Annotated in this window: 19 protein-coding genes; 9 read left to right on the top strand and 10 right to left on the bottom strand. The window is 52.9% G+C overall.

All coding sequences use genetic code 11. From position 1 onward, the window contains the following. The first annotated feature begins 338 nt into the window (after positions 1-338). The 5 genes from M8Q36_RS01370 to M8Q36_RS01390 all read left to right on the top strand — a co-directional run bounded on the left by M8Q36_RS01370 (position 339) and on the right by M8Q36_RS01390 (position 5,892). Positions 339-1,229 carry a carbohydrate ABC transporter permease gene (locus tag M8Q36_RS01370; protein ID WP_025263850.1) on the top strand — a complete coding sequence of 297 codons (891 nt, stop codon included), beginning with the start codon at positions 339-341 and terminating at the stop codon, positions 1,227-1,229. Next, positions 1,222-2,124 carry a carbohydrate ABC transporter permease gene (locus M8Q36_RS01375; protein WP_017457666.1) on the top strand — a complete coding sequence of 301 codons (903 nt, stop codon included), beginning with the start codon at positions 1,222-1,224 and terminating at the stop codon, positions 2,122-2,124. Before M8Q36_RS01370 ends, M8Q36_RS01375 begins: the two co-directional genes overlap by 8 nt. Positions 2,125-2,136: 12 nt before the next feature. Further along, complete coding sequence (locus M8Q36_RS01380; RefSeq protein WP_020455071.1) at positions 2,137-3,264, top strand: ABC transporter ATP-binding protein; 1,128 nt, start codon at positions 2,137-2,139, stop codon at positions 3,262-3,264. A 141-nt stretch (positions 3,265-3,405) separates the two neighbouring features. Beyond that, a complete protein-coding gene (locus M8Q36_RS01385) occupies positions 3,406-4,695 on the top strand; it encodes an ABC transporter substrate-binding protein (protein WP_249879780.1) in 1,290 nt (429 codons plus the stop codon). Positions 4,696-4,761: 66 nt separating this feature from the next. Beyond that, positions 4,762-5,892, top strand: a complete 1,131-nt coding sequence (locus M8Q36_RS01390) for an oligogalacturonate lyase family protein (protein WP_249879781.1) — start codon at positions 4,762-4,764, stop codon at positions 5,890-5,892. A 33-nt stretch (positions 5,893-5,925) separates the two neighbouring features. Here the strand turns inward: M8Q36_RS01390 and araE are convergent, their stop codons facing one another. The 3 genes from araE to kduI form a co-directional block, all read right to left on the bottom strand. Next, complete coding sequence (gene araE, locus M8Q36_RS01395; protein ID WP_249879782.1) at positions 5,926-7,344, bottom strand: arabinose-proton symporter AraE; 1,419 nt, start codon at positions 7,342-7,344, stop codon at positions 5,926-5,928. A gap of 317 nt (positions 7,345-7,661) precedes the next feature. After that, a complete protein-coding gene (gene kduD / locus M8Q36_RS01400) occupies positions 7,662-8,423 on the bottom strand; it encodes a 2-dehydro-3-deoxy-D-gluconate 5-dehydrogenase KduD (protein WP_086873579.1) in 762 nt (253 codons plus the stop codon). A 60-nt stretch (positions 8,424-8,483) separates the two neighbouring features. After that, positions 8,484-9,320 carry a 5-dehydro-4-deoxy-D-glucuronate isomerase gene (gene kduI, locus M8Q36_RS01405; RefSeq protein ID WP_249879783.1) on the bottom strand — a complete coding sequence of 279 codons (837 nt, stop codon included), beginning with the start codon at positions 9,318-9,320 and terminating at the stop codon, positions 8,484-8,486. A 499-nt stretch (positions 9,321-9,819) separates the two neighbouring features. Between kduI and M8Q36_RS01410 the strand changes: the two genes are divergently transcribed. Beyond that, a complete protein-coding gene (locus M8Q36_RS01410) occupies positions 9,820-10,995 on the top strand; it encodes an oligogalacturonate lyase family protein (RefSeq protein WP_200552430.1) in 1,176 nt (391 codons plus the stop codon). A 371-nt stretch (positions 10,996-11,366) separates the two neighbouring features. Here the strand turns inward: M8Q36_RS01410 and M8Q36_RS01415 are convergent, their stop codons facing one another. From M8Q36_RS01415 to M8Q36_RS01435, 5 genes are all read right to left on the bottom strand, one after another. Next, positions 11,367-12,047 carry an oligogalacturonate-specific porin KdgM family protein gene (locus tag M8Q36_RS01415; RefSeq protein WP_200552429.1) on the bottom strand — a complete coding sequence of 227 codons (681 nt, stop codon included), beginning with the start codon at positions 12,045-12,047 and terminating at the stop codon, positions 11,367-11,369. A 475-nt stretch (positions 12,048-12,522) separates the two neighbouring features. Further along, complete coding sequence (locus M8Q36_RS01420; protein WP_249879784.1) at positions 12,523-13,704, bottom strand: acetyl-CoA C-acetyltransferase; 1,182 nt, start codon at positions 13,702-13,704, stop codon at positions 12,523-12,525. A 157-nt stretch (positions 13,705-13,861) separates the two neighbouring features. Further along, a complete protein-coding gene (locus M8Q36_RS01425; RefSeq protein ID WP_249879785.1) occupies positions 13,862-14,674 on the bottom strand; it encodes a MetQ/NlpA family ABC transporter substrate-binding protein in 813 nt (270 codons plus the stop codon). 18 nt (positions 14,675-14,692) lie between these two features. Continuing rightward, positions 14,693-15,361 (bottom strand): methionine ABC transporter permease, encoded by a 669-nt coding sequence (locus M8Q36_RS01430; RefSeq protein WP_131408407.1) that lies wholly within the window; start codon positions 15,359-15,361, stop codon positions 14,693-14,695. Beyond that, positions 15,354-16,376, bottom strand: coding sequence for a methionine ABC transporter ATP-binding protein (locus M8Q36_RS01435; RefSeq protein ID WP_249879786.1), 1,023 nt, complete (start codon positions 16,374-16,376; stop codon positions 15,354-15,356). Before M8Q36_RS01435 ends, M8Q36_RS01430 begins: the two co-directional genes overlap by 8 nt. 395 nt (positions 16,377-16,771) lie before the next feature. On the opposite strand from M8Q36_RS01435, the gene M8Q36_RS01440 reads away from it, so the two are divergent. Further along, complete coding sequence (locus M8Q36_RS01440; RefSeq protein WP_249879787.1) at positions 16,772-18,142, top strand: pyridoxal-phosphate dependent enzyme; 1,371 nt, start codon at positions 16,772-16,774, stop codon at positions 18,140-18,142. A gap of 10 nt (positions 18,143-18,152) precedes the next feature. Next, positions 18,153-19,295 (top strand): trans-sulfuration enzyme family protein, encoded by a 1,143-nt coding sequence (locus M8Q36_RS01445; protein ID WP_249879788.1) that lies wholly within the window; start codon positions 18,153-18,155, stop codon positions 19,293-19,295. A gap of 20 nt (positions 19,296-19,315) precedes the next feature. Here the strand turns inward: M8Q36_RS01445 and M8Q36_RS01450 are convergent, their stop codons facing one another. Then, positions 19,316-20,644, bottom strand: coding sequence for a sensor domain-containing diguanylate cyclase (locus M8Q36_RS01450; protein ID WP_249879789.1), 1,329 nt, complete (start codon positions 20,642-20,644; stop codon positions 19,316-19,318). 636 nt (positions 20,645-21,280) lie between these two features. On the opposite strand from M8Q36_RS01450, the gene M8Q36_RS25450 reads away from it, so the two are divergent. Continuing rightward, entirely contained in the window at positions 21,281-21,406 is a 126-nt protein-coding gene (locus tag M8Q36_RS25450) for a hypothetical protein (RefSeq protein ID WP_283945926.1), read from the top strand. 119 nt (positions 21,407-21,525) lie between these two features. Here M8Q36_RS25450 and M8Q36_RS01455 read toward each other — a convergent pair whose 3' ends face one another. Beyond that, positions 21,526-23,169, bottom strand: a complete 1,644-nt coding sequence (locus tag M8Q36_RS01455) for a sensor domain-containing protein (protein WP_249879790.1) — start codon at positions 23,167-23,169, stop codon at positions 21,526-21,528. Positions 23,170-23,364 lie beyond the last annotated feature (195 nt).

Here is a 23,364-nt window from a genome sequence, read left to right on the forward strand (position 1 = left end):
GCTGTTTTTCGGCAAAAATGACACCCACCTCACTTTATTGAAACATCGTTTCGACTTCGATCACATTTCACGAATTAATCGAATGACGCCAATTCAAAACGCAATAAAATATTTTAAAACGACGTTTCACAAACTGAGAACGCAAGTTCGCAGGATTTTAAAACCCGGAATATCGTGAGTAATTTCCAGTGGTTAAAGTTTCAAAACGTATTGATTCAATTGATTATTGTGATCAAGCGCACGCGCAGAGCCTGTTTTAATCCCCGGACGCCCATGCGGCGGGGGAAAAAAGTTAATCTCCGAATCCGTATTACACATTGTTCGCCAGGTAGGTATGTATGAATGAAAACAGACTACTGGGATTGGCCTGGATATCGCCCTACGTTATTGGGTTGATAGTCTTTACGGCTTTCCCATTCATCTCATCGTTCTTTCTCAGTTTTACTGAGTATGACCTGATGAGCCCGCCGGTATTTAACGGCATTGAGAATTATCGCTACATGTTTACCGAAGACACGCTCTTCTGGAAATCAATGGGCGTCACCTTTGCGTATGTATTTTTGACAATCCCGCTGAAGCTCGCCTTCGCGCTGGGGATTGCCTTTGTGCTCAATTTTAAACTTCGCGGCATCGGTTTTTTCCGCACGGCTTACTACATTCCGTCCATTCTCGGTAGCTCTGTCGCGATCGCCGTACTGTGGCGCGCACTGTTCGCTATTGATGGCCTGCTGAACAGCTTTATCGGCGTGTTTGGTCTGGATCCGATTAACTGGCTCGGCGAACCGTCGCTGGCGCTGATGTCCGTCACCCTGCTGCGCGTCTGGCAGTTCGGCTCCGCGATGGTCATCTTCCTCGCTGCGCTGCAAAACGTGCCGCAATCCCAGTATGAAGCGGCGATGATCGATGGCGCCAGCAAATGGCAGATGTTTATGAAAGTCACCGTGCCGCTGATTACGCCGGTTATTTTCTTCAACTTCATCATGCAGACCACCCAGGCGTTCCAGGAATTTACCGGCCCGTATGTCATTACCGGCGGCGGCCCGACCTATTACACCTATCTGTTCTCGCTCTACATCTACGACACCGCCTTCAAGTATTTCGACATGGGCTACGGTGCGGCGCTGGCCTGGGTGCTGTTCCTGGTGGTGGCAGTCTTTGCCTCCATCGCCTTTAAGTCTTCGAAATACTGGGTGTTCTACTCTGCCGATAAGGGAGGCAAAAATGGCTGATATCCAACATCTCACGCCGGGCATGAAAGAAGCCGAACGTGAAGTGGCGCGCACGCTGCGCCGCGAGAAAATCAGCGCATGGATCCGCTATACGATCCTGCTCTTTGTCGGCCTGTTAATGCTCTACCCGCTGGCGTGGATGTTCTCGGCGTCGTTCAAACCGAACCACGAGATCTTCACCACGCTGGGGCTGTGGCCGACCCACGCCACCTGGGACGGCTTTATCAACGGCTGGAAAACCGGCACCGAATACACCTTCGGCCATTACATGCTGAACACCTTTAAGTATGTGATCCCGAAAGTGATCCTGACCATTATCTCTTCCACCATTGTGGCTTACGGCTTTGCCCGCTTTGAGATCCCGTGGAAGAACTTCTGGTTCGGTACGCTTATCGCCACCATGCTGCTGCCAAGCACCGTGCTGCTGATCCCGCAATACCTGATGTTCCGTGAAATGGGCATGCTCAACAGCTACATGCCGCTGTATCTGCCAACGGCGTTTGCGACACACGGTTTCTTCGTCTTTATGTTGATTCAGTTTTTACGCGGCGTACCGCGCGACATGGAAGAAGCGGCGCAAATCGACGGCTGTAACTCCTGGCAGGTGCTGTGGTACGTGGTGGTGCCAATCCTGAAACCGGCGATTATCTCCGTGGCGCTGTTCCAGTTCATGTGGTCAATGAACGACTTTATCGGGCCGCTGATTTATGTCTACAGCGTGGATAAATACCCGATCGCACTGGCGCTGAAAATGTCCATCGACGTCACCGAAGGTGCGCCGTGGAACGAAATTCTGGCAATGGCGAGTATCTCCATTCTGCCGTCCATCATTGTCTTCTTCCTGGCACAGCGCTACTTCGTACAGGGCGTGACCAGCAGCGGAATTAAAGGTTAAGAGGGAAGTATCATGGCTGAAGTTATTTTCAACAAACTGGAAAAGGTTTACTCCAACGGCTTCAAAGCGGTACATGGTATCGACCTGAAAATTGCCGATGGCGAATTTATGGTGATTGTCGGCCCAAGCGGCTGCGCCAAATCCACCACGCTGCGTATGCTGGCAGGTCTGGAGACCATCAGCGGCGGCGAAGTGCGCATCGGCGAGAAGATCGTCAACAACCTCGCGCCAAAATCACGCGGTATCGCGATGGTGTTCCAGAACTACGCGCTCTACCCGCACATGACGGTGCGTGAAAACCTCGCGTTCGGCCTCAAGCTCAGCAAGATGCCGAAAGAGGAGATCAACAAACAGGTCGATGAAGCGGCGAAGATCCTCGAACTGGAAGAGCTGATGGACCGCCTGCCGCGCCAGCTTTCTGGTGGTCAGGCGCAGCGCGTGGCGGTGGGCCGCGCGATTGTGAAAAAGCCAGATGTGTTCCTGTTTGACGAACCGCTGTCGAACCTGGACGCCAAGCTGCGCGCCTCAATGCGTATCCGTATTTCCGACCTGCACAAGCAGTTAAAGAAATCCGGTAAACCGGCGACCACCGTTTACGTCACGCACGATCAGACTGAAGCAATGACCATGGGCGACCGTATCTGCGTGATGAAACTCGGCCATATCATGCAGGTGGATACCCCGGACAACCTCTACCACTTCCCGAAAAACATGTTCGTGGCGGGCTTTATCGGCGCGCCGGAGATGAACATCAAACCGGCGAAAATTGTAAAAAAAGCCGACCAACTGCACATCACCGTTGGTCATGAAACGCTGGCGCTGAACGCTTATCAGCAGGAGAAAGTCGCCGATTACGCCGACAAAGAGGTGTTCTTTGGCGTGCGCCCGGAGTTTGTCTCCGTTTCAGATGAGCCTTACAGCGACGATTGCGGCTCCGGTGAGCTGGTGCGCGTCGAAAACATGGGTCACGAGTTCTTTGTTTACCTGAAAGTTGGCGACTACGAACTGACCGCCCGAATCCCTTCTGATGAAGCTAAGCCAATGATTGCAAAGGGGCTTCACCGGAAGGTGTACTTTAAGTTTGATATGAATAAGTGTCATATTTTTGACGCGAAAACTGAACAGAACATTTCCTTATAACGACGAAATCATTCGCGATGCCCCGAGGTGGCAAGTCGGTGTCTCCCGGCGCTTACGCAAGTAAGTCGTCGGCAGACATCAACGCAGCCATCAAAGGGGCAGCCTGAAGAATGAAATTTAACTAAACGTTGGAGTATAAAAATGAAAAAAGTGCTTACCGGCGCCATCATCTCCGCAACTCTGGGCATGTGCGCTGTACCCGCAACCGCCGCTGATAATGTTGATCTGCGTATGTCCTGGTGGGGGGGCAACGGTCGTCATCAGGTCACCTTAAAAGCGCTGGAAGAGTTTCATAAACAGCATCCGGACATTACCGTTAAATCCGAATACACCGGTTGGGACGGCCACCTCTCCCGTCTGACAACGCAAATCGCGGGCGGCACCGAGCCGGACGTGATGCAGACCAACTGGAACTGGCTGCCGATTTTCTCCAAAAATGGCGACGGTTTTTACGATCTGAACCAGATGAAAGACATTATCGATTTAAGCCAGTTCGATGCCAAAGAGCTGCAATCCACCACCGTTGACGGCAAGCTGAACGGCATTCCAATCTCCGTCACCGCGCGCGTGTTCTACTTCAACGAAGAGCAGTGGAAAAAAGCGGGCGTCGCCTTCCCGAAAACCTGGGATGAGCTGTTAGCTGCGGGCAAAACCTTTGAAAGCAAGCTCGGCAAACAGTACTACCCGGTCGTGCTGGAGCACCAGGATACGCTGGCGCTGCTGAACTCCTACATGGTGCAGAAATACAACATTCCTGCTGTGGATGAAAAAGCGAAGAAATTCAGCTACACCAGCGAGCAGTGGGTCGAATTCTTCCAGATGTATAAAAAACTGGTCGATAGCCACGTGATGCCGGACGCTAAGTACTACGCGTCATTCGGTAAGAGCAACATGTATGAAATGAAGCCGTGGATCGAAGGTGAATGGGCCGGTACTTACATGTGGAACTCCACCATCACCAAATACTCCGACAACCTGAAGCCGCCTGCCAAACTGGTGCTGGGTGACTACCCGATGCTGCCGGGCGCGAAAGACGCGGGCCTGTTCTTCAAACCGGCGCAAATGCTGTCGATTGGTAAATCCACCAAGCATCCGAAAGAGGCGGCCCAGGTGATCAACTTCTTGCTGAACAGCAAAGAAGGCGCGGAAACGCTGGGTCTGGAGCGCGGCGTGCCGCTGAGCAAAGCCGCGGTGCAAACGCTGACCGCCAATGGCGCGATCAAAGAGGCCGATCCGGCGGTTGCGGGTCTGCGTCTGGCGCAGTCTCTGCCGACCAAACTCTCGGTATCGCCTTACTTTGACGATCCGCAGATTGTTGCCCAGTTCGGTACCGCAATTCAGTACATCGACTATGGTCAGAAATCCGTTGAAGAAACCGCAGCCGACTTCCAGCGTCAGGCTGAACGTATTCTGAAACGCGCCATGCGCTAAGGTTTTACCGCAATGACATACCCTGCCCGTTCGCGGCAGGGTATTTTTTTATCTAAGGAGCAGGTAATGGCAAAGGGGAAAAAAGTCTCTCTCACCTTCCGTAGCCAGAAAGACGACAAAACCGGACATGAAGTTATCCGGCTGACGCCGCCGCATATTATTTGTCACCGTAACTACTTCTATCAAAAATGCTTTACCCGCGACGGCGAGAAACTGATTTTCGGCGGCGCGTTTGAAGGCCACTGGAATTACTACTTACTGGATCTCGCTAACCGCGAAGCGACACAGCTCACCGAAGGCGCGGGAGACAACACGTTTGGCGGTTTTTTATCCGCCGATGATAGTGCGCTGTGGTATGTGAAAAACACCCGCGAACTGCGCCGCGTGGATTTGCAGACGCTCGAAGAGCATATCGTCTACGAAGTCGACGATGAATGGGTGGCTTACGGCACCTGGGTCGCCAACTCTGGTTGCACAAAACTGGTTGGTATCGAAATCAAGAAAAGTGACTGGCAGCCGCTCACCGACTGGCAGAAATTCCGCGACTTCTACTTCACCAACCCCGAATGTCGCCTGATCCGCATTGATCTGCAAAGCGGTAAACGTGAGACCCTGTTGCAGGAAAAACGCTGGCTTGGTCACCCGATTTATCGCCCGTTTGACGATAACACCGTGGCGTTTTGCCACGAAGGCCCGCGCGATGTCATTGATGCGCGTATGTGGCTGATTAACGAAGATGGCAGCAATTTACGCAAAGTGCGCCAGCACAAGCCGGGCGAAAGTTTTACCCATGAATTCTGGGTGCCGGACGGCTCCGCGCTCTATTACGTAGCGCACCAGGAAAACGATCCGCGCCGGTATCTCTACAGCGCGGATCCGAACACGCTGGAAAACCAGCAGTTGATGGCGATCCCGCCCTGCTCGCACCTGATGAGTAATCAAGACGGCAGCCTGGTGGTCGGTGATGGCGCGCCGCATCACACCGGCGACATCCACCTTAACGATCCGTTTATCTGGGTATTTGATATCAAAAGCGGCGAACAGAAAGCGATTTGCCAGCATAACAGTAGCTGGAAAGTGCTGGATGGCGACCGCCAGGTCACGCATCCGCACCCGTCTTTCTCGCCAGATAACCAGTGGGTACTCTACACCTCCGATGCCGAAGGCATGCCCGCGCTCTACCTGGCGCGGGTGTAATTTTGCCCTCTCCCGCCAGGGAGAGGGATGTTGTTACATACCGATATTACGCAGTTTTTCACCCGACATCAGACGGCGCTCGATATGTTCCAGCGTGACGTTTTTGGTTTCCGGGATCAGCCAGAAAGTGACGCCGACAAACGCCAGATTCAGCGCGGTATAGAGCCAGAAAGTGCCTGCCGCGCCAATCGCGTCCAGTAAGGTCAGGAAAGTCGCGCCGATAATCATGTTCGACACCCAGTTAGTGGTGGTCGAGCAGGTGATACCGAAGTCACGGCATTTCAGCGGCTGGATCTCAGAACACAAGATCCACACTACCGGCGCAGCGCTCATTGCATACCCGGCAATACAGATCATCGTCATACTAACGGAAAGCCAGGATAACCCGCTCGACGCAGTGCCGTTATCAAACTGCATCAGGCAGTAGCCAAGGATCAAGGTGCCAATTGCCATCACGCTGAAACCAATTTTCAGCGCTGGTTTGCGCCCGGCTTTATCTACGGTAAACACCGCGATAAAGGTGGCAAACATAAAGGTCAGCCCCACCACCAGCGTGGCGATCATTTGTTGTTCGGTGGTGGTAAACCCGGCCATTTTGAAGATGCGCGGCGCGTAATACATGATGATATTCATGCCGGTGAACTGCTGCATCGCCTGCAATAACATGCCGAGGAAAACGGCGCGGCGCACGTTGCGGTTAGCTTTAAAAAGCTGAAAACCGCCCTGTTTCAGTTTCAGGCTTTCGCGGATTTCATTAAGTTCTTCGCGCGCTTTTTCCGAGGTATCGCGCAGCATACGCAACACCTCTTCCGCTTCAATATGCCGCCCTTTTTGCGCCAGCCAGCGCGGGCTATTAGGCAGAAAAACCACCAGAACAATCAGCAACACCGCTGGCAGCGCCAGCACACCGAGCATCGCCCGCCAGTTGCCGCTGTAGCTAAACGCAGTATCCGACAGGAACGCCAGCACAATGCCCAGCGTGACCATTAACTGGTACATGCTTATCATCTTGCCGCGCACGTTTTCGCTCGCCATTTCAGAGAGGTACAGCGGCGCGGTGTAAGACGCAATGCCGACCGCAACCCCGAGCAGCACGCGGGAAAGCAGCAGCACTTCCACGCTGGCGGCAAACGCGGAACCGAGCGAGCCGGCGACAAACAACACCGCGCCCACCATTAAGCTGTATTTGCGCCCAAGGCGGAAAGAGAGCCAGCCGTTAAACAGCGCACCCAGCGCCGCGCCCAGCATCATGCTGCTCACCACCCACTCCTGCAAACGGCTGGATAAGGTGAAATGGTCGGTGATAAACGGCAGCGCGCCGGAAATCACCCCAATATCGAGACCAAACAACAGCCCGGCAACCGCTGCCGACACCGAGACAAACAGATTCATACGCCGGGTATCACGCAGGGCGCGCGGTAAAGCTACGGAATCATTACTGATAGAAGTCATTTTTTCCTGCCTACACAGAATAAGACGTCCTATGAAAGTAAGTCAGCGGCGAGTCAAAGCGTCAGTGCTGAAAACGCGAAGATATGGATAAATACGCTGTGGCATAGTGTTTTGTGATGGAGTTTACAATTTTGAAAATATAGTTTAAGCACTAAACTAATTTTAACCTGTTTATTTTAAAAGATATTTAATCAATAGCCTGCGAATTAAGACAAAGAGATATGGATTTTTCTATTCAGCAGATATGGACAATTAATACGCAGGTATAAAAAAACCTGCCCGTGGGCAGGTTTCGTATGCAGGCAATGCGAGGCGAATTAACGCGCCAGCCAGCCGCCGTCCACCGCAATGGTGTAGCCGTTGATGTAGTCAGACGCTTTCGATGACAGGAACACAACTGGCCCCATCAGATCGCTCGGCAGCCCCCAGCGGCCCGCCGGGATGCGATCGAGGATCTCGGCGCTACGCTGCTCGTCGGCACGCAGTTGCTGAGTGTTGTTGGTCGCCATATAACCCGGCGCGATAGCGTTGACGTTGATATTGTGTTTCGCCCACTCGTTCGCCAGCAGACGCGTCACGCCCATGACGCCGCTTTTTGACGCGGTGTAAGACGGTACGCGGATGCCGCCCTGGAAAGAGAGCATGGACGCGATGTTGATGATCTTGCCGCCATTACCCTGCGCGATGAAGTGTTTTGCCGCCGCCTGGGACATAAAGAATACGCTCTTGATGTTCAGGTTCATCACGTCGTCCCAGTCTTTCTCGCTGAAGTTGATCGCGTCTTCGCGGCGGATCAAACCGGCGTTGTTTACCAGAATGTCGATTTTGCCGAACTCAGCAACCGCGCGCTCCAGCAGCGCCGGAATGCCATCGATCTGACGCAGATCGGCAGTCAGGCTAAGAAAACGACGGCCCAGCGCGGTCACACGCTCGATGGTTTCTGTTGGTTCAACAATATTGATACCGACGATATCACAGCCCGCTTCCGCCAGGCCCAGCGCCATACCCTGGCCCAGACCGGTGTCGCAACCGCTGACTACCGCAACCTTACCTTGAAGAGAAAATGCATCCAGAATCATGTTTATTCCTTAATCTATCAGCGCCTGTGTTGGACAGGCATGGTTTTATGCTGCCCGCTATTAGCGCAGATCTTTTACAGCGACGTGATCCATGTCATCAAAGACCTGGTTCTCACCCACCATCCCCCAGATGAAGGTATACGCACGCGTACCAACGCCTGAATGGATTGACCAGCTGGGAGAAATGACCGCCTGCTCGTTATGCATCACAATGTGACGCGTTTCCTGCGGCTGCCCCATCATATGGAATACGCAGGCGTCTTCTTCCATATTGAAATAGAAGTACACTTCCATGCGGCGCTCATGGGTATGACACGGCATAGTGTTCCACAGGTTGCCCGGCGCAAGCTCGGTCAGCCCCATGCTTAACTGGCAGGTTTCCAGCACGTCCGGCACGAAATATTTGTTAATGGTGCGACGGTTACTGGTCAGCGGATCGCCAAGCGTCACTGGTGCGACATCGGCTGGCGTCACTTTTTTCGTTGGGAAGGTGGTGTGTGCGGGTGCGCAGTTGTAGTAAAACTTGGCCGGTTTCGCGCTATCTATGCTGGCAAAAACCACCTCTCTGGCGCCTTTTCCAACATATAGCGCATCGCGATGACCAATTTCATAACACTGACCGTCCACGGTGATGGTGCCCGGACCGCCGATATTAATCACGCCCAGTTCGCGGCGCTCAAGGAAATAGCTCACACCAAGCTGTTTACCCACTTCGCCACCGACAGAAACGGTTTTCTTCACCGGTTTAATACCGCCGACAATAATGCGGTCGATATGGCTGTAAACCATGGTGTATTCGTCATCAGCGAATACTTTTTCGACTAAAAACTCATTGCGCAGGCCCTGGGTATCCAGCGTTTTCGCATGCGCACTGTGGATGCTTTGTCTGACTTCCACAATAACCTCCGAAGTAAATTTTGACCGAAACGTCACTCAACGAAACGCAGAAACAGTGTTCCGTTTCTTCATTAGGCGCATCTTATCCCGGCTAAAACATGTTTTCAATCTTGAATAAAACAACGTTTCAATTTTTCTGCTACTTATTATTAAATCTGTAAGTGCGATCACGATTGTTTGGCGTTGACAGCGCGTCATGACCGGTCAGGCTATGAGAATAGTTTTAAATAAAGCATAGCAAACAATAAGTTAAGACCGTCTTTGAGTTTTGACGGCTAATCAGCAATTTTTGTGTGTAAAATCAAAGCCCGCTGCCGCAAACGCTTTTTCACCTCGCGTTAATCCGGCTCGCCGACGTTGTTTTCTTATAAAGTGCGTCAGCAATCACACATATTGAAACGATGTTTTGATAAATTAACACTCTATTTTTAAACTTGTAATCATCTGTGGTCATCATTGGGGCGCAACTTTCCCACCGGACCATCTAAAGGAGTGAAATATGGCGAAAGGCATGCGGGTAAAACTCAATTACGCAATCAGCCGCGATCCGGATACCGGCGCGGAAATCACCCGCTTAACACCACCGGAAGTGACCTGTCACCGGAACTACTTCTATCAGAAGTGTTTTTTCAACGATGGCAGCCACCTGTTATTTGCCGGTGAATTTGATGGCCACTGGAATTATTACCTGCTGGATATCGCGAAAGCCGAAGCCGTGCAGTTAACGGAAGGCGCGGGTGATAACACCTTTGGCGGTTTCCTCTCGCCGGATGACAGCGCTTTATATTATGTGAAGAACGATCGCACCCTGCGGGAAGTGAATTTGCAAACGCTCGCCGAGCGCGAAATTTATCGCGTACCAGACGAGTGGGTCGGCTACGGCACCTGGGTGGCAAACAGCGATTGCAGCAAACTGGTTGGGATTGAGATCGCCGCCAGCGACTGGACGCCGCTCAATGACTGGAAACTGTTCCACGACTTCTTCCATAAAGGCCCGCACTGCCGTTTGTTGCGCGTGGATCTGCAAAGCGGCGAGAGCAGCGTGATCCATGAAGAGAAGAACTGGCTGGGTCACCCGATTTACCGCCCGTTCGACGATAACACCGTGGCGTTTTGCCACGAAGGCCCGCACGACCTGGTGGATGCGCGGATGTGGCTGGTCAATGAAGACGGCAGCCATGTGCGCAAAGTCAAAGATCACGCCGAAGGTGAAAGCTGCACTCACGAATTCTGGGTGCCGAACGGCTCCGCGCTGGTGTACGTCTCTTACCTGAAAGGTAAACAGGGACGCATGATTTACAGCTTTAACCCGGATACCGGCGTGAACGACGCGGTAATGCCAATGCCAGCGTGCTCTCACCTGATGAGCAACTTTGACGGCACCTTACTGGTCGGCGATGGTTCCGGCACGCCGGTGGATGTGAAAGATACCAGCGGTTACACCATTGATAACGATCCGTATTTGTATGTTTTCGACGTGGCGAAAAAAGCCTATTTCCGCGTGGCGCGCCACGATACCTCCTGGGCAACGGTTGCCAACAGCCGCCAGGTAACGCATCCGCATCCGTCGTTCACACCAGACGACAGTGCGATTCTGTTTAGTTCCGATAAAGACGGCAAACCGGCGCTTTATATCGCGAAACTTCCTGAGCAACGCGTAATGTTGCAAGCATAAACTTTGAGTTAGTGTTTCTGTAACTGGCCTTGCCCTCCTCCTGGGGGGCTTTTTTTTGTGCCGCCCATGTCCGTAATACTTTCAGCCACTGGTGTGCTGGCTGCCTTACTCGCCCCAGTCACATGGGTTTGTTGGCTCTCTTACTATTAGCTGCAGATTCATTACTTACGTCTTTGGACTTTTGAACAGTGCTTTTTGCATTTACTCAGGTCTGCCCTGAATAATGCGAGTCACAGGAAGGCGGCAACGCAGCGAGTTCCCGGGAGCTAACTGAAGTAAGTGATTGCGGTGAATATGACGGGCATAAAGATAAAAAACCCCGGCCAATGGCTCCGGGGTTTTTGTGAGGGTAATACAGGTAGTTCAGACAATCAGAAAGAGTAAGCTACACCGAGGCGGAAACGGGTCTGGCGTTCGTCAGTGCTTTTCACACCTACGTTGCCCACTTCCACATACGGAGACCAGTTTTTATCCAGTTTGTACGCCACTTTGGCGTTATATTCGTTGGAATAGGTTTTGTTGTTTTCACGAATAACATCTTCGGTGCTCTTCGCGTAAACATAGTTCAGCTCAATGCGGTAGTCACCCATCGCCCAGCCTACCCAGGTATCAAATTTGTTGACCTTATTATCAACGGTGCTTGAATCCGGGTTACGTGTGTATTCATAACGATAACGGCCTGCAATATAAACGCCGTTATCAAAGCTGTATTGCACGTGAAGATACGGTTTATAGATGGAGTTGGTATCTTTACTTTCGATATTAAAGCCTGGTGTTAACGCAAAATTCTTGGTCGCAGCCCAGCGCCAGTTAATGGACTCTTCGTGACCGTTACCCACGATTTCCGTTAACGGTTTGTCGGCATCATCGCCGCCAGATTTCCATTTCGCTTCAACACCGAAACCTACGCCATTGTCGAAGCGGTGAGAAACCGCTACGCGATCGGCGTTGGAACCGCTGTCAATGTATTCGTGACGTAAATCCACGGTGACGGCTTGTGAAGCAAAGGAAGCGCCAAGGAGTGAAGCAAGAGCCAGAGTTTTCTTAAACATGAGATTACCTCAATAATTAAAATTATGTTCCATTTTTATGGAATTCTATTTTATTTTTTTGATAACTTTATTTTAGTGATCGCGATCGTAAATATTTGTATGGAACGGAACTATGTATAACGGCGTGATGAATATCAATATATTTTCCCTTTACCGGCGAATTAATATGATAAAGATCACACCAATTTTCTATTAACTGTTAGCTTACAAAGTTAAATACAAATAAAAAACACAAACTAAAACAGTAATCTACAAAATCAATCAGCAAATAATAAGCAGGCTTATCGCTTGCATTTCAAATTGTAACGGAGGAAATAATAGTAAATCAGGTTGTTGCAGAAGTGTTTTTTAATAGCGCGGAATAATTATTAGAGCGAGGCATTGAAGTTTTAATTTAATTGAAACGGCGGCTGCGATGTTAGTCACAAACAATAAAGCCTTCCGGGTGGAAGGCTTTATTTAACTTAAAGTGAGATTAATCGCATTCGATTGCTAACGCTACACCCTGGCCGCCACCGATGCATAAGGTTGCCAGCCCTTTACGAGCCTGACGTTTTTGCATTTCATGCACCAGCGAAACCAGAATACGGCAGCCGGAAGCGCCAATCGGATGGCCCAACGCTATCGCCCCGCCGTTGACATTCACGCGCTTCTCATCCCATTCAAGGATTTTACCGACCGACAACGCCTGCGCCGCATAGGCTTCGTTCGCTTCAATCAGATCGACATCATCAAGTTGCCAGCCCGCGCGCTCAAGGCAGCGGCGCATGGCATAAACCGGCGCAATGCCCATTAACGCCGGGTCGACGCCGACGCTGGCAAACGCGCGGATGCGCGCCAGCACCGGTAAATTCAGCGCCTGCGCTTTTGCTTCGCTCATTACCAGTACCGCCGCCGCACCGTCATTGATCGGCGAGGCGTTACCGGCGGTGACGGAGCCGCTTTGTTCAAAAGCGGGGGCGAGTTTCGCCAGCGCTTCCGCGCTCGGGTCGGTGCGCGGTTGTTCATCGGTATCAATCACCTGCGTCTGACCGGTTGCATCCACCGCGCTTACCGGCACAATTTCATCGCGAAAACGCCCGGAATCGATAGCGACGCGCGCTTTGTGCTGCGAGCTTAACGCCCATTCATCCTGACGCTCGCGGCTGATGCCATATTCACGCGCCAGGTTTTCCGCCGTTACGCCCATATGGTAATCATTGAAGGCATCCCACAACCCGTCATGCACCAGGCTATCAATAAGCTGGCTGTTGCCGAGCTGCGCACCGGTGCGGCTGTCGGTCAGCACATGCGGCGCACGGCTCATATTCTCCTGCCCACCGGCGATCACCACATCGGCTTCGCCACACTGGATCGCCTGAGAGGCCAGGTGCAGGGCTTTCAGCCCGGAGCCGCAGACGTCATTAATGGTGATTGCCGAAACCGTATTCGGCAGGCCGCCTTTGATCGCCGACTGCCGCGCAGGGTTTTGCCCGGCGCCTGCTGTCAGCACCTGGCCTAAAATCACTTCGTCGATATCTTGTGGCTGCACGCCGCTACGTTCAATCAATGCGCGCACCACCTGGCTGCCCAACTCAACGGCAGAGAGGCGTGACAACGCGCCCTGAAAACAGCCGATAGGCGTGCGAACCGCGCCGACTATCACGACATCTTTCATCTCTACCCCCGCAGTTGTTCAACCCGGCAATAGTAGTGCATTGTTAACAAGTATTAACTTGATTGTTTAAAATTGGTGAGATTAGTCACAGCGAAAGTCACAGGCGGGAACGCAGCAGAGAATTGCGCGGCCAGCAAGGCCGCGCAGAAGGGGAGAATCAGTTATTAACCGGGATCACCGCGCCTTTATATTTGGTGCGGATCCAGTCCTGAATCTCTTTGGAGTGCAGCACGTTCACCAGCGCCACGATATCTTTTTTCTTCTCGTCGCCACGGTGTACGGTGATGATATTGGCATACGGGTTGTTTTCACCGCTTTCCACCGCGATCGGATCGTGAACCGGATCCAGACCGGCATCAATCGCATAGTTGGCGTTGATCACCACGGCATCGCCTTCATTATTGTTGTACATCTGCGGCAGCAGTGCCGCTTCTACGTTCGGCAGGAACTGCAGTTTTTTCGGGTTATCAATGATGTCATCGATACGCGCCGTCACTTTGTCGATGCCCGGTTTCAGTTTGATGACGCCCTCTTTTTCGAAAATAGAGAGAATGCGCCCCTCTTCGGATACCGCGTCACGCATGATGATTTTGCCGCCCTGCGGCAGATCTTTCAGCGATTTGTATTTTTTGGAGTAAATACCAATCGGCTCAATATGAATGGCGCCTGCGCTGACGAAATCATAGGTTTTGTCGCCCGCGTGATCTTTGATAACGCTATTCAGGTACGGAATGTGCTGGAAGTAGTTCGCATCCAGTTCACGGCTGGCCAGCGCCGTGTTCGGCAGGATGTAGTCCTGGAATGGTTTAATTTCCAGATCAATTCCCTGTTTCGCCAGAATCGGTTTCGCCTGCTCAAGGATTTCGGCGTGCGGCACGTTTGACGCGCCAACGGTCAGCGTATCGGCCCAGGAGGAGAAGCTCAGCACGCTGAGGGTGGCTGCGGCAATCAGTGTCAGTGTTTTTTTCATGATGTTGGTTTCCAATAATTATCGTTTATCTAACAGAGAAGTAATCACGTCGCCGCAGAACTGGATGATGAAGACGATGATAAGAATGGTCACCGTCGCCACCAGCGTGACGTCGTTATGGTTCCGCTGGAATCCTTCCAGATAAGCAAGATTGCCCAACCCGCCAGCGCCGATAACCCCGGCCATGGCGCTGTAGCTCACCAGCGCAATCAGCGTCACGGTAATGCCGGACACCAGCGCTGGTGATGACTCGGGCAGTAACACCCGAAATACCAGTGTGCTCAACCGCGCGCCCATCGAACGCGTCGCCTCAATCACCCCTTTATCCACTTCGCGCAGCGCAATCTCGACCAGCCGCGCATAAAACGGCGCGGCACCGACGATAAGCGCAGGCAGCGCGGCGTTCGCGCCAAGAATGGTGCCAACGAGGGTTTTGGTAAACGGGATCAGCAGCACAATCAAAATGATGAACGGAATAGAACGGAAGACGTTCACCACAATCGAAATCACGCTGTACAACGTACGGTTCTGGAACAGGCCGCCGCGCGCGGTGAGAAACAGCGCCAGACCGAGCACAATCCCCAGTACAAAAGTCGCCGCGCCCGACAGCGCTGTCATATACAGTGTCTCTTGCGTCGCCGCCCAGAGTTGCGCCCATTTCAGGTGCGGAAAGAGGGAGTCAGCCATGTGTCACGACCTCGCTTTCAATATCCGTTTTGCTCAGGTCTGCAAGGATATTGTTCAGTTGTTCCGGGGTCGCCTTCACGTTCACCCATAATTGTCCAAATACGCCGTGCGCGGTTTGCGACATCTTGCCGTGCAAAATGTTAAACGGCAGGCCATAGCGCAACGTCAGTTCGCCGACGATCGGCTGGTGCGTGCTGTGGCCGGTAAAGGTCAGCTTGATCACCGTGCCGTCCAGCTCGCTGTTCAGCTCCGGGTTGAACGCCTCTTCTTCTTTATACTGGCTCACCTGGCGCACAAACTGTTTGGTGATCGGCTGCTGCGGATGGGTAAAGACGCTCAGCACATCGCCCTCTTCCACCACTTTGCCGTTCTCCATCACCGCCACGCGGTCGCAAATCTTGCGCACCACATGCATTTCATGGGTGATCAACACAATGGTCAGTTTGAAACGGCGGTTAATATCGAGCAGCAAATCGAGGATCTGATCGGTGGTTTGCGGATCCAGCGCCGAGGTGGCTTCATCGCACAGCAGCACATCCGGGTTATTCGCCAGCGCGCGGGCAATGCCAACACGCTGTTTCTGCCCGCCGCTAAGCTGCGACGGGTAAGCCTTTTCGCGCCCTTTCAGCCCGACCAGCTCAATCAGTTCCGCCACGCGGGCGTTAATCTGCGCTTTTGGCGCACCGGCAATTTGCATCGAAAACGCAATGTTTTCGCTCACCGTGCGCGACCACAATAAATTGAAGTGCTGAAAAACCATGCTGATCTTCAGCCGCGCCTGGCGCAACGTTTCCCCGCGCGCGGCGGCGATGTCCTGGCTATTAATGACGACACTGCCGGAAGTGGGTTTTTCCAGCCCATTCAGCAAGCGAATCAGCGTACTTTTCCCGGCGCCGCTGTAGCCGATAATGCCGTAAATCTGCCCCTGCTCAACCGTCAGATTGACGCTGTCGACGGCGGTAATCGATGCCTTTCCCTGGTCGAAAATCTTGGAGATATTCCTGAGGACGATCATGCGTTGGTGTTTCCGTATGGCAGTTTAGCGGTATGGATGTCCAGACGATAATAATCAGCCGCAGTTATAATTCAAATAACCAAATAGACATTACTTATAACTAAACACGCTAACAGCGGCGGAACAGGGGTTTTGACGATAAGACTTTATTTCGCATTACATTGCCGGAAATTGCATAACTGCGACCAACCTGAGGGGAAAAGTGCGTGAAATCAGCGCAAAAACCCGCTTTTCTGGCAATCAATCCATCCAGACGACTGCATGGCTCGCCATCCTGACGGCTAAACAGCGTTTTATATTTCCATTCGTTCTAAACGCCGAATAAAGGTTCTTTAAACAGGCAAAATGACAGACCTATCATCCGCACATCACGAATGTTTACGGGTGAATCTACAATGTCAGTGTTCCATTCAGTAACCGAATTGATCGGTCAAACACCGCTGTTGCAGTTACATAAACTGGCGAGCGGGCCATGCGAATTATTTCTCAAACTGGAAAACCAGAACCCTGGTGGTTCAATTAAAGACCGGGTCGCGCTGTCGATGATTAACGAAGCCGAACGCCTCGGTTTACTCGCCCCTGGCGGGACAATTATTGAAGCCACTGCCGGTAACACCGGGCTGGGATTGGCGCTAATCGCTGCGCAAAAGGGTTATTCACTGGTGCTGGTGGTGCCGGACAAAATGAGCCGCGAGAAGATTTTCCACCTGCGCGCACTGGGCGCAAAAGTGGTACTCACCCGTTCAGACGTGAACAAAGGCCATCCGGCTTACTATCAGGATTACGCGCGCCGCCTGGCGCAAGAGACGCCGGGCGCGTTTTATATCGACCAGTTCAATAACGACGCCAACCCGCTGGCGCATGCATCGACGACCGCGCCGGAACTCTTTAAACAACTGGACGGCAAAATCGACGCCATCGTCGTAGGCGTGGGCTCCGGCGGCACGCTTGGCGGGCTGCAAGCCTGGTTTGCTGAACACTCGCCGCACACCGAATTTGTGCTGGCCGATCCGGCCGGTTCGATCCTCGCCGATCAGGTGGAACATGGTCGTTACAGCACGCCAGGTTCCTGGCTGGTTGAAGGCATTGGTGAGGATTTTATTCCGCCGCTGGCGCACATCGACGGCGTGCGCAAAGCCTTCCGCGTGACCGATCGCGAAGCCTTCGCCACCGCCAGAGAACTGCTGCAACAGGAAGGCATCCTGGCGGGATCGTCCACCGGAACGCTGCTCAGCGCCGCCCTGCGTTACTGCCAGGCGCAAACCACGCCAAAACGCGTGGTGACCTTCGCCTGCGATAGCGGCAACAAATATCTGTCGAAAATGTTCAACGACGACTGGATGCGCCAGCAAGGTTTGCTGAGCCGCCCTTCCAGTGGCGATCTCACGGATTTTATCGCCCTGCGCCACGACGAAGGGGCCACCGTCACCGCTGCGCCAGAGGATAGCCTCGCCGCCGTGCTGGCGCGCATGCGTCTGTACGATATTTCGCAACTGCCGGTGCTGGAAAACGGCCAGGTAGTGGGGATTGTTGACGAATGGGATCTGATAAGCCACGTGCGCGGCGACAGTGCGCGTTTCGCGTTGCCGGTAAAAGCGGCGATGACCCGCAACGTGGAAATCCTCGATAAACACGCGCCGGAAAGCGCGCTGTACGCCATTTTCGATCGCGGCCTGGTAGCGGTGATCGCCGACAACGGCCACTTTGTTGGCCTGATAACCCGCAGCGATGTGCTGACCACCTGGCGCAACCGTCTTGAACAATAAGGGAAATAAAATGAAAACACTGGCAACGCAGAGCGTCCACAGCGGCGCATTCAACGACCAACACGGCGCGGTGATGCCGCCGATTTACGCCACCTCCACTTTCGCACAGCCTGCGCCGGGCCAACACACCGGCTACGAATATTCGCGCAGCGGCAACCCGACACGCCACGCGCTGGAAACGGCGATTGCCGAACTGGAAGGCGGCACGCGCGGTTACGCATTTGCTTCCGGGCTCGCCAGCATCTCCACGGTACTGGAGCTGCTGGATAAAGACAGCCATCTGGTGGCGATTGATGACGTTTACGGCGGCACCTACCGCCTGATTGAAAATGTGCGTCGCCGCAGCGCCGGATTACAGGTGAGCTGGGTAAAACCGGACGATCTCGCTGGCCTCGAAGCCGCCATTCGCCCCGACACACGGATGATCTGGGTGGAAACGCCAACCAACCCGTTGCTGAAGCTGGCGGATCTGGCGGCGATTGCCGCCATCGCCAAACGTCACAATATTCTCAGCGTGGCGGATAACACCTTCGCGTCGCCGGTTATCCACCGCCCGCTGGAGTTAGGGTTTGATATCGTGGTGCATTCGGCCACCAAATACCTGAACGGGCACTCGGATGTAGTTGCCGGTTTGGCCGTGGTCGGCGATAACCCGGCGCTGGCCGAAAAACTCGGTTATCTGCAAAATGCCGTCGGCGGGGTGCTCGATCCGTTCAGTAGTTTCCTCACCTTGCGCGGCATTCGCACGCTTTCCCTGCGCGTGGAGCGCCACAGCAGCAACGCGCTGGCCCTCGCCCGCTGGCTGGAACAGCAACCGCAGGTGGAGAAAGTGTGGTTCCCGTGGCTGGAATCGCACCCGCATTATCAGCTGGCGCGCAAGCAGATGGCGCTGCCGGGCGGCATGATTTCGGTAGTCATCAAAGGCGATGACGCGCGGGCGACAGAGATTATCAATAAGCTAAAACTGTTTACGCTGGCGGAAAGCCTTGGCGGTGTGGAGAGCCTGGTCAGCCAGCCGTTTAGCATGACTCACGCGTCAATTCCGCTTGAACAGCGTCTGGCAAACGGCATCACACCGCAGTTGATCCGCCTGTCGGTGGGTATTGAAGATGAACAGGATCTGATTGCTGACTGGAAAAACGCGCTGGCGTAATCACCTGAACCGGGGAGCCATCAGGCTCCCTGCGACGTTAACGGGCTGTCCCACGCCGACACCACCTGGTTGCGGCCCTGTTTTTTCGCGGCATACAGCGCCGTATCGGCCCGGTGAATAAGACCACTGGCAATCATATGCAGTGGTTTACCTTCAAAGTGCACTTGCCCGGCCTGCAATGTCGCCACGCCGATGCTGATGGTCAAAAAACCGGTCGGGCTGGCCGCGTGCGGCACACTAAGTGCGTTGATATTGCCACGCACATCTTCGGCAACATTCATCGCCTGCATCAGGTTCGTCCCCGGCAGAATAATCAGAAACTCTTCGCCACCGTAACGGCTGACGTTATCGCCGCTGCGCAGGGGGGACGCGGTGAGCGTACGGGCCACCAGGCGCAGACAATCGTCCCCGGCCTGATGCCCCTGGGTATCGTTGTAGTTTTTAAAATAATCAATATCCGCCAGACAGACCGACAGCGGGAAATCATCCTGCAAGGCGCGAGAGATCTCGCTCAGCAGGCACTCATCCATATAGCGGCGGTTAAACAACCCGGTCAGGTGATCGTGTTGCGCGTACTGTTGTAATATTTTATTCGCGCTGGCGAGCTTGTGCTCCGCCTGGCGACGTTCAGTGATATCGACCCACGTGACCGACAACCCCACCACCATCTCCATGGCGTCATGTACCGGTACCGCCTGAATATCGTAACAGCGATCGCGCCAGCCCAACTCGCGTGACGGCAGCGCCTCGCCCTTATCCGCCAGCGCGAAATCCGTCAGGAAAAAAGGCCAGTAATCAGGCATCAAACGCTGAAAGTGATCCTCTGTTTCCAGCGCCTCACCCAGTAATTTCGCCATCGCCTTGTTGGACATCACCAGACGCCCGTGGCGGTCAATCATGCACAGCGCTACCGGCGTGGTTTCGTAAATGGTCTCCAGTTGCAGCACCCGTTCGCCCAGGTTGGAGATGTTGCGATCAATACCGCGATAACCGCGCAACTCACCCTGCTCATCAAACAGCGGGATGCCGCTGGTTTCCAGCACCACGATGCTGCCATCGGCGCGTTGATTGCGGTTGACCAGGCCAGAAAACGCACGCTTCTGCGCCACAATGGCACCAAACGCGCCCGCCACGCGTTCCGCTTCGCCCGGCGGCATAAAATCAAAAGGGGTTTTGCCAACCACCTGGTCAGGCGGTACGCCGAGCAATTCCGTTACGACGTCGGAAGACCACGTATAGCGTCCTTGAGCGTCGACTTCCCACACCCAGTCAGAATTGTTGTGCAGCAATTCGAAGAGATGTTTTACATCTTCTTCCCGGTGATCCAGCCGTTTTTTGTCATTATTCATGGTTTCTGTTCCGCATGGCCCGCTATGCGCGCAACAACTTGCCTGGTCAGCGTGGTGAAGGCAAGAAATATTCACCACAAAAATATATCTATCTGTTTTGCTAAGCTGCGCCTTAACCCAATGAAAGTGAATAAGATTTATACTTACTTTGGGCGTTTTTTTCTGCAACATCTCTGCTTCGGAGATGTCGGTTTTGCGCCTGATTACCCTGTTTTCAATCACCAGAAGTAATGATAGCCACACTGTACACGATTTCGTCAGACTTTTTCATGCGGCTTATTTTTTTATCTCGCGACAATGAGGCCAGAACCTGCGATTTATTTATCGTCACCTTAATGACAATAAGAAATTATAGAGCGTATCTATTTAAATCAATTAATTCACCTTAAGGTAAATTACTCCTGGATTTTTTAAATTTTCCGGTTAATATATTTTCTCCTCACCGATTATTGCCATTGATATTTTTCACTCAAGACAATAACTATATATAAAGACGAATTAATTAATATTATCTATAAAATAAAAATAACGTTGCCGCATTAATTTCGGCGGCACAGTCACAACACATCTCTCATCACATACGCCGCGCCGCAAGGCCTGGCATGGGTTTGTTATCAGCGCAGGGTTATAAAAACAATGAATAGCGATAGCAGCAAAAATAAAACCACCAGCACCAACCCGGCGCGTCAGGCGCACCGCCAGATGTCGTGGGGAATGTTATTCTTTTGCTTATTTCTGCTGGTATTGAAGTTTTTTAGCTGAATCGACGAGATGGGTATTAAAACAATAAAATAATCCCCCGATAACGGGGGATATATTCCGGCTCGCCACTCCTTGCGGGCCTGGGCCACTGCTGCTACCTTGCAAACTCACTTCTTTTATTATTGCGCTGCATGTCGGCTTTGTAACCACCCGGCCAACGCCGAGGCATTTAACGCCCGTGAATAGAGATATCCCTGGGCGATATCGCACTGCAAATCCCGTAGCTGATTACGCTGCTGTTCGGTCTCCACCCCTTCGGCTACCACCGTCTGGTGCAGGCTTTGGCCGATTTTCACCACCGTGGTGGCAATGGCTTTCATTTTGCTGCCTTCGCTGAGATCGCGCATAAAACTTTGATCGATTTTCAGCTCAGTCATTGGCAGATGTGCCAGGCGCGACAGGCAGGAGAAGCCGGTACCAAAATCATCCATCGACAGGCCAACGCCCAGCTCGCGCACCGCGCAAATCACTTCCATCGTTTCCGGGCGCTTATCCATCATCACCCCTTCGGTGATCTCAATGGTCAGGCTGCTGGCCGGGATCCGGTACTGGCGCAACAGATAATTGATATAGTGCGGCAGACTACTGTTATAGAAGTTAATCGGTGAAAGATTTACCGACACCACCGGCACGTGAATGCCGTTGCTGCGCCACTCCGCCATCTGGCGGCAAGCTTCATGGAGCGTCCAGCGGCCAATGGCCTCAATCTCGCCGGTCTCCTCGGCCAGGGCGATAAATTTTCCGGGGGGAATATCGCCAAGAACCGGATCTGTCCAGCGCGCCAGAGCTTCAACCCCATAAAGCTCGCCATTCTTCAGCCATATTTGCGGTTGATAGTGCAAATGCAGCAGGTTACTGGCGATAGCGAGCTTTAACGCCGCCGCCAGTTTTAAACGTTCCTGATCGACCTGGTTCATCTCCGGGCTGAAAAACAGATAACCGCCGGAGGCCGCCGCTTTCGCCAGATGCGAGGCGTGGTTGGCATGTTTAAGCAGGCCATCGCGCGAGACACCGTGATCCGGGTAGACGCTGATGCCGGTACTGACCGTCACATTCAGCGCCAGATCGGCGACATTGAATGGCATACGGAACAGCGCCTGGATCTTCTGCGCAATGCTGGTGGCACGCGTGTAATCACAGTCCGGGATCACCAGCACAAAGGCGTCGCTATCGGCGTGGCTGACAAAGCCCTGACGTGAAAATTCACTCAGCAGACGCTGCGCTATCGCCACCAGCACGTTGTCCCCGGCGGCGTAACCAAGCGCATCATTCACATCTTTAAAATGGTCGAGATCGAGAAAGAAAAACGCGGCGCGCTGATGAATGTCGCCTGCGATCATCTGATCAATATAGTGATGCAGCGCGCTGCGATTGGGCAGCCCGGTTAAACGATCAAACGTGGAAAGCTTAGTCACGCGCTCCTGATCGATATGTACCACGACGCGGCAAGGCGCACGGTCGCCTCTTGCACCTTCATAACTGATGGTCGCCGCCAGCGAGGTTTCTTCCCCGGTAGACGAAATCACCGTCAGCGCGCGTTCACTTTCCATTTCGCCGGGCAGCATATCCAGCGCGCCAAATAACGGAATGGTCGAGGCTTTGCAGCCCAGCACTGAAATACGTGGGTAACCCCATAATTTCTCTGCCGCGCGATTAAAGAAAAACACGGTTTCCGTACTGTCCAGCAGTACGACAGCATCGTGAACATTTTCGAGTGCGGCAAGCATATTCTCAGAGCCGAAAATATCATTTTCAGAATGCATAATCTTTTTTCTTAAAGAAGAGTTCGGCAACATCCTAATTGAAAGTAATAACAGGTTCAATATCACCCAGCCGTAATATTATGCAGCTACATCATTTATAGAGAACCTCAATAAATAAACAGTTATTTATCGTTAAAGAAACCTCAGCAGATGCCGATTAATTAAAAACGATCAAAAAACGAAGAATTGTGGAGT

The sequence above is a fragment of the Kosakonia sp. R1.Fl genome (assembly GCF_023516815.1).
Taxonomy (GTDB): Bacteria; Pseudomonadota; Gammaproteobacteria; order Enterobacterales; family Enterobacteriaceae; genus Kosakonia.

Excerpts from the sequence above, each read along its gene's own strand:
- M8Q36_RS01370 (WP_025263850.1), top strand. The coding sequence starts at position 339 with ATGAATGAAAACAGACTACTGGGATTGGCCTGGATATCGCCCTACGTT.
- M8Q36_RS01375 (WP_017457666.1), top strand. The coding sequence starts at position 1,222 with ATGGCTGATATCCAACATCTCACGCCGGGCATGAAAGAAGCCGAACGT.
- M8Q36_RS01380 (WP_020455071.1), top strand. The coding sequence starts at position 2,137 with ATGGCTGAAGTTATTTTCAACAAACTGGAAAAGGTTTACTCCAACGGC.
- M8Q36_RS01385 (WP_249879780.1), top strand. The coding sequence starts at position 3,406 with ATGAAAAAAGTGCTTACCGGCGCCATCATCTCCGCAACTCTGGGCATG.
- M8Q36_RS01390 (WP_249879781.1), top strand. The coding sequence starts at position 4,762 with ATGGCAAAGGGGAAAAAAGTCTCTCTCACCTTCCGTAGCCAGAAAGAC.
- araE (WP_249879782.1), bottom strand. The coding sequence starts at position 7,344 with ATGACTTCTATCAGTAATGATTCCGTAGCTTTACCGCGCGCCCTGCGT.
- kduD (WP_086873579.1), bottom strand. The coding sequence starts at position 8,423 with ATGATTCTGGATGCATTTTCTCTTCAAGGTAAGGTTGCGGTAGTCAGC.
- M8Q36_RS01410 (WP_200552430.1), top strand. The coding sequence starts at position 9,820 with ATGGCGAAAGGCATGCGGGTAAAACTCAATTACGCAATCAGCCGCGAT.
- M8Q36_RS01415 (WP_200552429.1), bottom strand. The coding sequence starts at position 12,047 with ATGTTTAAGAAAACTCTGGCTCTTGCTTCACTCCTTGGCGCTTCCTTT.
- M8Q36_RS01420 (WP_249879784.1), bottom strand. The coding sequence starts at position 13,704 with ATGAAAGATGTCGTGATAGTCGGCGCGGTTCGCACGCCTATCGGCTGT.
- M8Q36_RS01425 (WP_249879785.1), bottom strand. The coding sequence starts at position 14,674 with ATGAAAAAAACACTGACACTGATTGCCGCAGCCACCCTCAGCGTGCTG.
- M8Q36_RS01430 (WP_131408407.1), bottom strand. The coding sequence starts at position 15,361 with ATGGCTGACTCCCTCTTTCCGCACCTGAAATGGGCGCAACTCTGGGCG.
- M8Q36_RS01435 (WP_249879786.1), bottom strand. The coding sequence starts at position 16,376 with ATGATCGTCCTCAGGAATATCTCCAAGATTTTCGACCAGGGAAAGGCA.
- M8Q36_RS01440 (WP_249879787.1), top strand. The coding sequence starts at position 16,772 with ATGTCAGTGTTCCATTCAGTAACCGAATTGATCGGTCAAACACCGCTG.
- M8Q36_RS01445 (WP_249879788.1), top strand. The coding sequence starts at position 18,153 with ATGAAAACACTGGCAACGCAGAGCGTCCACAGCGGCGCATTCAACGAC.
- M8Q36_RS01450 (WP_249879789.1), bottom strand. The coding sequence starts at position 20,644 with ATGAATAATGACAAAAAACGGCTGGATCACCGGGAAGAAGATGTAAAA.
- M8Q36_RS25450 (WP_283945926.1), top strand. The coding sequence starts at position 21,281 with ATGAATAGCGATAGCAGCAAAAATAAAACCACCAGCACCAACCCGGCG.
- M8Q36_RS01455 (WP_249879790.1), bottom strand. The coding sequence starts at position 23,169 with ATGCATTCTGAAAATGATATTTTCGGCTCTGAGAATATGCTTGCCGCA.